Consider the following 12,785-nt stretch of genomic DNA (forward strand, 5'->3'; position numbering starts at 1 on the left):
TACCGGCACCCACCGACATGGCGCCCGATGTGAACACGCCCTGGTCAGACAAGCGAGCGGCCCGCCAGCAACCCCTCGCGCGCCTCGCCGACCAACTCCGCCCACGGCCGCTCCCCGAGTTCGGTCACGCCGGACTCGCCCAGGAAGGCGCTGGAGACCACCACGTCCGGAGTCAGCTCGGCCAGCACATCCAGGCTGGCGACCAGCGTGTCCTTATCGCTGAAGCCCTCCAGGTAACCGGCCCACCAGCGGCCGTCCTCGCCTCGGATGATGGTGTCGCCGGTGAACAGGTAGCGCTTACCCGCGATGGTGGCCAGGTAGTTGGTGCTGCCCACGGTGTGGCCGGGGGTGGGAATGACCTCCAAACCCTCGAACGCGGTGTGCCGCGTCGTGAACGGATCGTCCACGGTGGTGGCGGTGACCAGGTCCGCCTCCGACTCGTGCAGGTGCAGTCGGGTACCGAACCGCTCCTTCAGCGTGGCCAGGGTGGAGGTGATCTCGTCCTGGTGGCTGAGGTACTGGTCGGCGACCCCGCCGAGTTCGGCCATGCGGTCGAACTCGCTCTCGATGCTGGTGTTGTAGAACAGCACGTTGCCCTCCGGGCGGGTCCACAGGTAGGCGCGGGTGGTCAGGCCAGGCGCCGGGTTCTGGGTTTCGGTGACCCACAGGTCGGTGGCGATGCGCTCCATGATTCGCTCCTTCGGTCCGGGCCGTTCGGCGGCCGTTCGGTGCTTTCACCCGGAAGGCGCGAGACCGAATCCAGCGCCGCGAGATTCGGCAATTCCCGCGCGACACGGACCGCGAGACAATGTCCGGCACGAAATGTCAGCGGTGCGGGCACAAATGTCATAGTTGTCCAGACGTTTGCCCCCATAAGGTTTCGCGCTGTCGGCCAATTGCGAACGCCCCCTTTTGTAGGGCCGACAGTGTGGAAGCTCCGCCCGGGTGGCCCACCCCGCTCGGACGGGGCTTCCAAAAACGGCGGTAGTCGGACCGCGCGGCTAATCGGTACGCAGCGGCTAATCGGCACCCAACGGCTAGTCGGTACCCAGCGGCCGGTCGGTACCCCAGCGGATCTCGCGCTGCGGCTGATAGCGGCAGACCAGGCCGAGGGATACGCAGGCGCGCAGGTGTTCGGCCAGCTCCGGATGCGCGTGGTCCAGGCGGCGCAGGGCGTCGCGGACGCGGGCGGAGACGGTTTTGCGGGCACGTTCGGCATCATCGCCGAGGCGGCGGGTGCGACCGCCCAGTCCGGCGGCGCGGCGGAGTTCGTCCAACAGGGCGGCGCGCTCGGTATCCAGTTCAGCAGCGCGATCGTCGTCGGAGCGGGCTGTGGCGCGGTCGATTTCGTCGTCGAGCCGCTCGAGTCGGCGGCGGAACTCGGCCTTGGCGCGCTCGTCGAGCACGGTGTCGGCGCCCAGTCCGCGGGCGGCCGACGCGGTGGCCGCGGCGGTGCCGGTACCGGTACCGGTGAGCAGTTCCATCGACGAGATGTCGTGCCCCGGATTCGCGATGAGCGTGTGCAGATCCCGCAGCCCCTTGATATCGGGCAGGTGCGCCGTCTTTCCCGCGAACCGCAACGTCCAGACCCCGTCGGCGAGCCGGAAGACATTGGTGGCCGGTTCGATCGCGGTATGCGCCCGCAGCACGGCGGCCCGCGTCGGCGCCGTGCCCAACCGCCGCAATTCTCGCTCCGCCGCCTCCCGCCACGGCACCGACCGCATGCGGCGCGCCGCCGCCGCGGCCGCCTCCAGCTCGACCGCGGCGCTGTCGCGATCGCCCGCCGCCGCGTCGAGCCGCCCCAGCCAGTAGGCGTACGGCCCGTACACCGCGCCACCCCCAGCGGTCACCGCCCACAGCTCCCGCAGCGGAGACAGCCGCTCCCGCACCGACTTCCGCAACTCCGCGTCCCCGAGCGCCACCGCCGCCTCCACCAGCGCGATCAGCGCCCCGGCATGGAAGTGCCGTGGATACGTCTCCAGCAACACCCGCACCTCATCCACCCCGCGCCGCACCGCATCCACCAGCCCGGCCTCGTCCTGCCCCCACCACGGATCACCAGCCCCGGGAGACGCGGCGTCGGCCCCGGGAGACGTGATGTCGCCCCCGGACCCAGCGGCGACCCCGAAAGAGGCCGTGTCAGTCCCGGATGCAGCACCGGCCCCGAGACACGCCGAGTCAGCTTCGAACGCAGCAGCGGCATCGCGAGACATGCCGTCGGCCCCAAACGTGGGGACATCCGAGGGAGACGCCGTGTCAGCCTCGGACACAGCACCGGCCCGGAAAGACGCCGAATCAGCCTCGAACGCAGCGGCGGCCCCGGACGACGCCGAGCCCGCCCCGGACCCAGCGGCCGCCCCGGACAACGCCGAGCCCACCCCGGACCCAGCAGCCGCCAGGCGGCGCGCCGCGGCGAGTAGGAGCGGTGCTACGGCGTAGGCGCTGGGCAGCTGCCGGTAGCGGGCGGTGAGGCGGGCGATAGCGGGCTCGTCGGCGGCGGTCAGCGCCAGTGCCCAGCGCTGTTCGAGCCACAGTGGCAGGCGGTCGACCTCACCGCTGCGCTCGCCGAGGGCGTACGCGTCGTCGATGGCCGCCGCGGCGGCGTGGCTGCCGGTGACGGTGGCCAGTGCGCCCGCGCGGGAGCGGGCGATGAAGCGGGGGCGGGGCAGGCGGGTGCGGTCGGCGTAGGCGGTGAGGGCCGCCTGTTCGGAGTGTGCGCGCGGATCACCGAGTTCCAGCAGGGCCGCGATGCGCAGCACATACCCCTGAATCCGCAGGTCCTCATCGCCCACGCAGTCGGCGACGGTATGGATCTCCGCCGCGAGCGCCAACCGTTCGGCGGCCGTCCCCGGCCGCCAGACGGCATCGTGTCGCGCCAGCAGGCTCGCCCCGATCGTATGGGCATCCCCGCAGGCCCGCGCCAGCCGCAGCGCCCGCGCGCTCATCTCCTCCGTGACCACCTCACCCCGGCGCGCCCGCCGCGACCACCCCGTATGCACCCGCACCCGCGCCGCCGCCGCCAACACCCGCACCGCCAGCGCATCCCCCTCCGCCCGCTCCCGCACCAGCCTCCGATGCGCCTCGTCGATGAGCTCGACCTCCCGCGCGGCCGCCCCCTCCGGATCCGTCATCCCGAGCCCCTGCAACCCGAGCACCGCCCGCGCGAACAACTCCGCCGCCACCCGTGGCACCGAATTCACCGCATCGGGAACCGAATTCATTGCACCGGGCACCGACCCCACTCCATCGGGAGTGGACTCCATGTCACCGGGACACCACTCCGCCCGTACATTTGCCGACTCGCCCGCGCCGGGACACGACTGAATCGCTCCTTTTGCCGACTCACCCCCGCCGGGACACGGCTCCACCCCAGCGGACACCGACTGCGGCCGCATGTCGCCAGTGGTCTCTCGCCTGTCACCCGCGGGTGCCAGCCCCCCGTCAGCCGGAGCATCGTCCGCTCGGTCCGCGCCGGTACGCGCTCCACCTCCACCGCTCCCGCACACACGCGCGCCGTACCCGAGCTCCGCCGCGCCGCGCCTTCCTGCCGCATCCATCTCAACGTCCGTACCCTCGCCGCGACCTCCACCGAACTCGCGGTCCGTGTCCAGCTCTCGCCCGTACCTGAACCCTTTCCGATCGGGCTGGTCAGCCGATTCGCGGTGTGCCGCACGGGATTCGATGAGGACGGTTTCGTATGCCGCGCGGGCTTCCGGGAGTTCGCCCGCGCGGTGGGCGGCGGCGGCCAGGGCGAGGCCGAGGTGGCCGCGGCGGGGGAGGTTGTCGGGGGGTAGCAGGGTGAGGGCTCGGCGGTAGTGGTGGGCGGCTTCGCCGGCGGCCGAGCGGGTGTCGGCGTCGGCGGCCGCGCTGAGCAGGTAGTGCAGGGCGCGGGCGGCCGCGGCGGGGTCGCCGGATCGGGTCAGTTGGTAGGCGTGGTGGGCGAAATCGCTTGCGGTCGCGTCGGTTACATCGCGGGGCAGGCGCTCCAGGGCGGCGAGGACGTCGGCGTGCCGCCGGTGCAGGTCCGCCGCGTCCAGCCGCGCCAGCAGGGTTTCGCGAATCAGGTCGTGTACGAAGACGAATCGGTCGCCACTCGGCCCGCCGAGCGCGGTGCCGGTGCGGCCGACCAGGCGTGCGCGCACCGCCTGGGCGAGAGTGTCGGCCAGTTCGGCCGGGGTGGTGTCGAGTGCGGCGGCGACCACGGGAACGGCGAATTCGCGTCCCACCACCGCCGCGACACCGAGCGCCACCACCACTCGCTCCGGGAGCGGGGCCAGTCGCGCGTCCAGGGTCTGGCGCACGCCCGGAGTCAGGGTGTCGATGGACCCGCCACCGTGCCACAGCCGCGTGGCCTGTTCCGCCAGAAAGGGATTGCCGCCGCTGGCGCTCGCGATACGCCGCGCGATCTCGGGCGGCGGTGTGCTCCCGGTCAGCCGGGCGGCCAGGGCGGCGGTCTCGGCCCCCGACAGCCCGGACAACTCCACCGTCTGCGCGGCAGCCCACACCTCCGGGAAAACCTCACGCAGCGGGTGCTTTTCGGCGGCGAGCTCGGTATCGCGCACCGCGGCAACCACGGCAATCCGCTCGAACCAGGCATGGCGCGCGAAAAAGGTCAACACCCGCACCGACTCCGGATCGGCATGGTGCAGATCATCGATCACCACGAAGACCGGACGCCGCCGCGCCGCGCTCACCAGTGCGGCGGTGACCGCATCACCGATCTCGAACAGCGCCCAATTCCCCTGCACCGCTTGGCCCGAGCGCGTGCCGCCAAGACCAGCGACATCCGCGGTCACCGCAGTGTCCGAAGCCTCCGTAACCCCCGATCCGGCAACGCCTGAAACTCCGTCGCCCTGAGCAGGTCCCACCTCGTCCGAGGCTCCTACCACGCCAAAGGCCCCCGCGACGCCCGAGGCTCCCGCCCCCTGCCAGGCCCCCGCATCGCCCGAGTCCGCTGCCCCCTGCGAGGCCCTCGGAGCGCCCGAGGCTCCCCCAGCCCCTGGCCGCACGGCAGCAACCGGACGGCTCCTGGCACCCGGCTGTCCCCTGACAACATCCGCTCCGGGCGTCCCCTCCGTCAGCGCGATCAGCGCCGCTCCGGCGGAATCGACGACCGCGGCCCACTCGTCGGCGTCACAACGATCCCGCAGTCGCCGCAGAATCTGCACCCACGGCCAGTATCCGGGCACGCCGTCCCCGCTCCAGGCAGTGGCCGCCAGCACCAGCGCCGCATCGGTGAACTCCCCCAGCACCTGCGTCATGAGCGCGGTCTTGCCGATTCCGGCCTCACCGGCGACGAGGATCAGCCCGCCGTGGCTGGTCAGCGTGCGGCGCAGGTGCTCGCGCAGCACCGCCGCCGACTCCTCCCGGCCGATGAGCGTCACCGGACCCGCACCACCTTCCGATCCCACCACCGGCAGCCTAACCCAGCGGACCGTTCCCGCAGGTCGGGAGCTCGTCGCCGGGCAGCTCGGCGGATGATTCAGCCGCGGCGCAGCAGATAGATGTCCATGATCCAGCCCTTCGCCGCACGCAGCTCCGCGCGCCGGGTCACGATCTCCTGCTCCACTTTTCGCAGCGGCCCCGAGATGAGGGTCTCATCGGGCATACCGAGGTAGGCCCCCCACCAGATGTACACGTCGTCGCCCGGTACGGACGTGAAGGAGCAGTCGCCGTCGAGCATGACGAGGGTGGATCGGTCAAAGGGCAGGCCCTCCTCGCGCAGCCGACGACCGGTGGTGATCTGCACGGGTGCGCCGATCTCGTGCAGCACCATGCGATGTCCGGCGGCGAGCGCCTGCGGGCTGGTGATGCCGGGAATGACCGTGTACTCGAACCGCACCCGCCCCCGGTCGAGCACCCGTTCGACCATGCGCAGCGTGCTGTCGTAGAGCGAGGGGTCGCCCCAGACCAGGATGCCGCCCACGCCCTCGGTCGCGGCGAAGGCCGCCTCCAGCAGTTCGCTGCGCCGTTCGTGCCAGTCCGCCACCACCCCGCGATAGGCGTCGTCCGCACCGGCGGCGGGCACCGACCGGTCGCGCGGCGGGTCGGGGATCTCCACGATCCGATACGGCCGTCGCGCGTGTTCTTCGAGGATGGTGGTGCGCACTTCCACCAGTTCCCGCTTCTCGGCTCCCTTGCCGATGACGAAGAACACGTCCACCCGACGCAGCGCCTTGATGGCCTGCACGGTGACCTGGTCCGGATCCCCGGCGCCGATTCCGATCACATAGAGCTGCCGCACACTGCGTAAGCTTGCCAGGCGTGGACGCTCCCCGAGACACCCAGTACGAGGACCTGCTGCGGCTGGTGCTGGAGCGCGGCACCCCGAAATCGGATCGGACGGGCACCGGCACCCGCAGCATCTTCGGCCATCAGCTGCGCTACGACCTGTCGCGTGGCTTTCCGCTGGTCACCACGAAGAAGGTGCACCTCAAGTCCATCGTCTACGAGCTGCTGTGGTTCCTGCGCGGCGACTCCAATGTGCGCTGGCTACAGGAGCACGGCGTCAGCATCTGGGACGAGTGGGCCGATGCGGACGGCGAGCTGGGCCCGGTCTACGGCGTGCAGTGGCGTTCCTGGCCGACCCCGGACGGCGGCCATATCGACCAGCTCGCGCAGGTGCTCGAGACGCTGCGCACCGATCCGGATTCGCGCCGCATCATCGTCTCGTCCTGGAACGTGGCGGAGCTGAACCGCATGGCGCTGGCCCCGTGCCACGCCTTCTTCCAGTTCTACGTGGCCGACGGCAAGCTCTCCTGCCAGCTGTATCAGCGCAGCGCGGACCTGTTCCTGGGCGTACCGTTCAATATCGCGAGTTACGCCCTGCTCACCCACATGGTGGCGCAGCAGGCCGACCTGGAACCGGGTGATTTCATCTGGACCGGCGGCGACTGCCATATCTACGACAACCACGTGAACCAGGTGCGCGAGCAGTTGGGCCGGGAACCGTATCCGTTCCCGCGGCTGCGGCTGCGGCAGGCCCCGACCCTGTTCGAGTACCGCTACCAGGATGTGGAAGTGCTGGACTACCAGCATCATCCGGCCATCAAGGCCCCGGTGGCGGTGTGAGCGCGGACAGCGCGGTGCGGGTGCGGACCGTCGGGCTCATCTGGGCGCAGACCCTGGACGGCGTCATCGGGGTGGACAACACCATTCCCTGGCGAATTCCGGAGGATATGGCGCATTTCAAGGAGGTGACCTGGGGACACCCGGTGGTCATGGGCCGTCGCACCTGGGATTCGCTGCCCGCGCGCTTCCGCCCGCTGGCGGGCCGCCGCAATATCGTGGTGACCCGCGATCCGGAGTGGGCGGCGGCGGGCGCCGAGCGCGCTGGGTCGCTGGAGCAGGCGTTCACCCTGGCCGGCGACGAGCCGGTGTGGGTGATGGGTGGCGGTGAAATCTACCGTGCCGCACTGCCTTCGGCGACCGAACTGATGGTCACCGAGGTGGATGCGGATATCGCCGGCGACTGCTACGCCCCCGCCATCGGCCCGGAGTGGTCGGCCGAATCCGAACCGTGGCGCGAATCCACCACGGGTCTGCGGTATCGCTTTCGGCGTTATACGCGGTAACACGGATCACGCGAATATCGCGTGTACGGCAATTCCCGCACACGAACCGGCGAAATAGCCGAGCGGTTCGAGGCCGTCGGGCATACTCACGGATACCAGCCCGGCGAAAGGCAGTCCATGGACAAGAAATCGCTGACAGCGGTCGCCCGCCAGCAACTGAAGATCGCCGCCACCGCCTCGAGCGGGCGCAGTTCGCAGACGATCTACGGTGGGCACGCCCACTCGCTGCGCCAGACCGTGATCGCCCTGACGGCCGGTCAGAGCCTGGCCGAGCACGAGAATCCGGGTGAGGCCACCATGGTCGTGCTCAGCGGCACCCTGACCCTGATCAGCGGAGCCAACGAGTGGAAGGGTTCGGCCGGTGACCTGCTGGTCATCCCCGACGCCCGGCACAGTGTGAAGGCCGTGGACGATGTGGCCTTCCTGCTCACTGTGGCGAAGTAGACGCCAGAGCAAACCTGCTGGTCGGTACAGGCGGCTGGCAGACACGGGGCAACCGGAGGACCGCCGCACCCGATCGTGGTTCTAGGCTGGAGCCCATGGGTGAGCCGCAGCCGATACTCGACCCGCTGACACCCGCCGCGATCTTCCTCGTCGCCACCATCGACGAGGGGGGCGAGGCGGTGGTGCGCGATCTACTCGCAGACCTGCCCGGGTTACGCCGGTCCGTCGGATTCCGGGTACCCGGCTCGGGTCTGACCTGCGTGGCCGCCATCGGGTCCACCGCCTGGGACCGCCTCTTCGCCGGTCCGAAACCCGCTCGGCTGCACGAATTTCCGGGATACGAGGGCGACAAGCACCAGGCCCCGGCCACGCCCGGCGATCTACTGTTCCACCTCAAGGCCGAGAATCAGGACGCCTGCTTCGAGCTCGCCATGAAGATCGGGGAACGGCTCGCCGGGGCGGCCACCATCGTGGACGAGACCCAGGGCTTCCGCTACTTCGAGCAACGCGACCTGCTCGGCTTCGTGGACGGCACCGAGAATCCCGAGGGGCAGCTGGCCCGCGCCGCCACCCTGGTCGGCGCGGAGGACGCCGAATTCACCGGGGGCAGTTACGTGTACGTGCAGAAGTATCTGCACGACATGGACGCCTGGCGGGCGCTGTCGGTCCCCGAACAGGAGCGGGTGATCGGCCGTACCAAGGTCGACGACTTCGAACTCGACGACGCCGACAAACCCGCGGATTCCCATATCGCCGTGAACGATCAGGACGACCTGGGTCAGATCACCCGGGCCAATATGCCGTTCGGCAGTGTGGCCGCCGGAGAGTTCGGCACCTACTACATCGCCTACGCGGCCGACCCGACCGTGATCGAGACCATGCTCGAGCGCATGTTCCTCGGCAGCGACGAGGCCGCCTACGACCGCATTCTCGATTTCTCCACGGCCGTCACCGGTACCGCGTTCTTCGCGCCCGCCACAAGCTTTTTCGATGAGCTACCGGACGCACCCGCACCGGCGGAGCGGGAATCTCCGGAGGCGGACGATGTTGACATATCCGGTAACGGTTCCCTCGGTATCGGCACGTTGAAAAGGAGCTAAGGCATGAACAACCTCCATCGCGAACTCGCGCCGATCACCTCCGCGGCCTGGGCGGCCATCGAGGAGGAGGCGACGCGAACCTTCAAGCGGCACATCGCCGGTCGCCGCGTGGTCGATCTGTCGGGTCCGCACGGGGCCGACTTCAACGCGGTCGGCCTGGGCCGCACCACCGTCATCAACCCGCCCGACGAGGGTGTGCAGGCGCGGCAGCGGCTGGTGGCTCCGCTGGTGGAGCTGCGCGTGCCGTTCAGCCTGACCCGCGAGGAACTCGACAATGTGGAACGCGGTGCGAACGACACCGACCTGGACGCGGTGAAGGACGCCGCCAAGAAGATCGCCTTCGCCGAGGACCGCGCCATCTTCGAGGGCTACCCGGCCGCCGCCATCACCGGCATCCGATCCGGTACCTCCAATGAGCCGGTGAAGCTGCCCGGCGACCCGCGCCTGGTCCCGGAGACGATCGCGCAGGCGCTGAGCAAGCTGCGCCTGGGCGGTGTGGACGGCCCGTACTCGGTGCTGCTGTCGGCCGACCTGTACACGGCGGTCAGCGAGACCTCCGACCACGGCCACCCGATCCGCACCCATATCGAACGCCTCATCGACGGCCAGATCATCTGGGCCCCCGCCATCGACGGCGCTTTCGTCCTGACCACCCGCGGCGGCGACTTCGACCTGCAACTGGGCCAAGACCTCTCCATCGGCTACCTGTCCCACGACGCCAATACGGTGGAGCTGTACTTCCAGGAGAGCCTGACCTTCCTGGTGTACACCGCCGAGGCCGCGGTCCCACTGGAAGCCTGAGCATCGGGGTACCGCGGAAACCGGTCAGCCGGGTGGGGTGAATACCCGGTACGGTGGCGCGGAACGATGGATGCGGGAGGCGCGATGACCACGGTGGTGCGAGCCGGGGTGGTACCGCGTCGGCGCGCGGCGACGTACGGGTCGATGGGTGCGCTCGCCCTGGTGGCGGTCTGCGGGGCGACGGTGGCGGCGTTCGGGGTGAACCGGGTGTTCACCGGTATCGCGGTGGGAGCCGTCGCGGCCGTCGCCCTGCTGCTGGCGCTGTTCAAGCGCGACGGGGTGGCGCTCGGCGAGGACGCCATCGTGCGGCGGACGCCGTGGTCGGCGGAGACCATCGCCTGGGATCGGGTGGTGGCGGGCCGCTTCGCGCTCGACGAGCACGGCCGCTGGGCGCTGGCGCTGGATCTCAACGGGGGTGGGGAGCCGCACGGTGAACTGGTGTTGCTGTCGATTCCCCCGGTGGTGCGGCCCATTGCCAACGCCTACGACATGCGCAAGCGCGAGCAGGTCGGCGAGATCCGGACCATGCTGCGGCACAAGCGTATTCCGGTGACCGTCCTGCCCGAGATCGCCGACGCGCTGACCCGGCACTGGAAGTTGGCCCCGCCCACGCACTGAGCCGTCGGCGCTCCCTAAGCTGGTTCGGGTGATTCGCACCGCTGCCCTGGCTCATATCCGCGATCGCCGTCTCATTCAGGCCCGATCGGTCGGCAAGGACGTCTTCTACATGGCGGGCGGCAAGATCGATCCGGGCGAGACGCCGGAGGCCGCGCTGCACCGCGAGATCCGCGAGGAACTCGGTGTGGGCGTGACGGCGGTGAACGAACTCGGCGTCTTCCGCGCGGAGGCGTACGGCCACACCCCGGGCACCCGGCTGCACATGACCTGCTTCACCGCCGAACTCACCGACGATCCGCGGCCCAGCAGCGAAATCGCCGAGATCCGCTACTTCACGGTCGCCGAATACGCCGCCATGCCGCACGTCGCCCCCGGCTCCCTCATGGTCTTCCACCACCTGCGCGACCTCGACCTCATCGACTGACCGGAGTCTCGGGCGGCCGGTGCGGGATCCGGGTGGCGGCGGCCAGGCCCAGCAGCAGGAAGATCGTGGCGGCCAGCAGGGTGGTGCGGGTGGCGTCGGTGAAGCCTTGGAGCAGGGCGTTCAGCACCTCGGTGACACCTTCGTGTTCGCGGACGCCCGCGATGGCGCCGCCCGCCGATTCCCGGGTGGCGGTGGCGATCGTGTCGGCGGCCTCCTCGGGCAGGTTCGGCACCGCGGCCAGCCGTTCGGCCAGATCGTGGCCGAGCGCCACCGACAGCAGACCGCCCACCACGGCCGTGCCGAAGGCCGAGCCGACCTGGCGCACCGTGCTCTGGGTGGCCGATCCCTGCCCGGAGTTCTCCGGCGGCACCTCCCCCAGCACCGTCCCGGTGAGCTGCGCCGACGCCATACCGAGCCCGATGCCGTAGACGGCGAGCATGCCCGCCAGCCACCACGCCGAAATATCCGGCGTCACGAACAACGCGGTCGCCGCCACCGCGACCGCCTCCAACCCCAGCCCGATCTGCACCACCCGCACCGGTCCGTACCTGCGCACCAGTCCTTCGGCGATCCCGGCGGCCAGGAACGCGCCGGCCGCCATGCCCGCGAGCACATAACCGGCCTGGAGCGTGGACAGCCCCAGCACATTCACCATGAACAGCGGCAGCACGAACAGCAGACCGAATTCGCCCAGCGCCACCGCGAAGGCGGCGACATTGCCCCACCGGAAACTCGGAATGCGGAACAGCGCGGGGTCCAGCAGCGCCGAGCGACCGATCAGGATGCGATGCCGCTCCCAGCGCACGAAGAGCCCCAGCGCCAGCACGCCCAGGGCCAGCAGCACCGGAACCGGTGATATCGGCGCATCGGCCGACCAGGTGAACCCCAGCAGCGGGAACTCTCGCAGCGGCTGCCACCACCCGTAGCTCTGTCCTTCGATGAGGGCGAACACCACGAGCGCGAAACCCGCTGCGCTGAGCAGGAAGCCATCGACGTCGAGACCGGGCGCGGCCTTGCCCATCCGGGTCTCGGGAACGAACAGCAGCAGCCCGACCAGCACCACCGCCCCGAACGGGATGTTGACCAGGAAGATCCACGGCCAGGTGTGGTCGGTGGTCAGCCAGCCGCCGAGCAGCGGCCCGATGGCGGCCACTCCGGAGATGACCGATCCCCACACCGCGAACGCGATCACGCGATCCCGCCCACGGAAGATCGCGTTCATGGTGGCGAGGGTTCCAGGCAGCACCGCCGCCGCGCCGACACCCTGCACGATGCGCCCCCAGATGAGCGGCCCGGCGCTGGTCGCGGCGGCGGCGAGCAGACTGCCCGCCACGAAGATCACCACGCCGAGGGCGAAGAGCCGTCGACGGCCGAGCCGGTCACCGAGCCGTCCGCCGGTGATCAGCAGCGCGGCCAGCACCACCGCGTAGACGCTGGTGATCCATTGCGCCTGAGTGAAATTCAGGTGCAGATCGGCGATGATCACCGGCAGTGAGACCGCCACGATGGTGCCGTCCAGCACCACCATGGACAGTCCCAGCGCCAGCACCGCCAGCGCCAGCCATTTCCGCGCACCCGCTGGCGTCGCGGCCTCCAGCTCCACTTCCGACATTCGTCGCTCCCCAGGGTCGGGCAAGTCGTGTAGTCGTGCTGATGGTTCGCCACTCACTCCAGGCGGCGACGGAACCCGGTCCAGTGTAGCGGCGAAAAGTCCCATTCAAGAGCTTCGATAACGATTCCGAACACGTTGTGCTGCACATTTGCCAGAACACCCACCGACGGGTCGGAATGATGCCGGGAGGTTGCGCCCGACTTCTCCAGGGA

11 protein-coding genes are annotated in these 12,785 nt (G+C 70.0%); 7 read left to right on the plus strand and 4 right to left on the minus strand.

From position 1 onward, the window contains the following. Positions 1-44 precede the first annotated feature (44 nt). From ON31_RS25405 to cobF, 3 genes are all read right to left on the minus strand, one after another. Positions 45-689, minus strand: a complete 645-nt coding sequence (locus ON31_RS25405; protein ID WP_029931119.1) for an MBL fold metallo-hydrolase — start codon at positions 687-689, stop codon at positions 45-47. A 348-nt stretch (positions 690-1,037) separates the two neighbouring features. Further along, positions 1,038-5,411 carry an ATP-binding protein gene (locus ON31_RS38415; protein WP_169335039.1) on the minus strand — a complete coding sequence of 1,458 codons (4,374 nt, stop codon included), beginning with the start codon at positions 5,409-5,411 and terminating at the stop codon, positions 1,038-1,040. A 71-nt stretch (positions 5,412-5,482) separates the two neighbouring features. Further along, positions 5,483-6,244, minus strand: a complete 762-nt coding sequence (cobF, locus tag ON31_RS25415) for a precorrin-6A synthase (deacetylating) (RefSeq protein ID WP_039817273.1) — start codon at positions 6,242-6,244, stop codon at positions 5,483-5,485. A 20-nt stretch (positions 6,245-6,264) separates the two neighbouring features. Between cobF and ON31_RS25420 the strand changes: the two genes are divergently transcribed. The 7 genes from ON31_RS25420 to ON31_RS25450 all read left to right on the plus strand — a co-directional run bounded on the left by ON31_RS25420 (position 6,265) and on the right by ON31_RS25450 (position 10,961). Continuing rightward, a complete protein-coding gene (locus ON31_RS25420) occupies positions 6,265-7,071 on the plus strand; it encodes a thymidylate synthase (protein WP_039817274.1) in 807 nt (268 codons plus the stop codon). Then, complete coding sequence (locus tag ON31_RS25425) at positions 7,068-7,574, plus strand: dihydrofolate reductase (protein WP_370450343.1); 507 nt, start codon at positions 7,068-7,070, stop codon at positions 7,572-7,574. The genes ON31_RS25420 and ON31_RS25425 overlap by 4 nt, the downstream gene beginning before the upstream one ends. Before the next feature lie 117 nt (positions 7,575-7,691). Continuing rightward, complete coding sequence (locus tag ON31_RS25430) at positions 7,692-8,018, plus strand: cupin domain-containing protein (RefSeq protein ID WP_039817302.1); 327 nt, start codon at positions 7,692-7,694, stop codon at positions 8,016-8,018. Between the two features lie 95 nt (positions 8,019-8,113). After that, entirely contained in the window at positions 8,114-9,118 is a 1,005-nt protein-coding gene (locus tag ON31_RS25435; protein WP_039817275.1) for a Dyp-type peroxidase, read from the plus strand. A gap of 3 nt (positions 9,119-9,121) precedes the next feature. Continuing rightward, positions 9,122-9,919, plus strand: coding sequence for a family 1 encapsulin nanocompartment shell protein (locus ON31_RS25440; protein WP_039817276.1), 798 nt, complete (start codon positions 9,122-9,124; stop codon positions 9,917-9,919). Positions 9,920-10,003: 84 nt separating this feature from the next. After that, entirely contained in the window at positions 10,004-10,537 is a 534-nt protein-coding gene (locus tag ON31_RS25445; RefSeq protein WP_039817277.1) for a hypothetical protein, read from the plus strand. A gap of 28 nt (positions 10,538-10,565) precedes the next feature. Then, positions 10,566-10,961 carry an NUDIX hydrolase gene (locus ON31_RS25450; RefSeq protein ID WP_081592728.1) on the plus strand — a complete coding sequence of 132 codons (396 nt, stop codon included), beginning with the start codon at positions 10,566-10,568 and terminating at the stop codon, positions 10,959-10,961. Here the strand turns inward: ON31_RS25450 and ON31_RS25455 are convergent. Further along, positions 10,951-12,573: a DHA2 family efflux MFS transporter permease subunit gene (locus tag ON31_RS25455; RefSeq protein ID WP_039817279.1), complete on the minus strand. Its 1,623-nt coding sequence runs from the start codon at positions 12,571-12,573 to the stop codon at positions 10,951-10,953. The genes ON31_RS25450 and ON31_RS25455 overlap by 11 nt on opposite strands. Positions 12,574-12,785: the final 212 nt, after the last annotated feature.

Origin of the sequence: Nocardia otitidiscaviarum NBRC 14405, from assembly GCF_000308635.1 — a bacterium.
Lineage (GTDB): Bacteria > Actinomycetota > Actinomycetes > Mycobacteriales > Mycobacteriaceae > Nocardia > Nocardia otitidiscaviarum.

Coding starts and splice junctions, on each gene's coding strand:
- ON31_RS25405 (WP_029931119.1), bottom strand. CDS start 689: ATGGAGCGCATCGCCACCGACCTGTGGGTCACCGAAACCCAGAACCCG.
- ON31_RS25430 (WP_039817302.1), top strand. CDS start 7,692: ATGGACAAGAAATCGCTGACAGCGGTCGCCCGCCAGCAACTGAAGATC.
- ON31_RS25435 (WP_039817275.1), top strand. CDS start 8,114: ATGGGTGAGCCGCAGCCGATACTCGACCCGCTGACACCCGCCGCGATC.
- ON31_RS25440 (WP_039817276.1), top strand. CDS start 9,122: ATGAACAACCTCCATCGCGAACTCGCGCCGATCACCTCCGCGGCCTGG.
- ON31_RS25445 (WP_039817277.1), top strand. CDS start 10,004: ATGACCACGGTGGTGCGAGCCGGGGTGGTACCGCGTCGGCGCGCGGCG.
- ON31_RS25455 (WP_039817279.1), bottom strand. CDS start 12,573: ATGTCGGAAGTGGAGCTGGAGGCCGCGACGCCAGCGGGTGCGCGGAAA.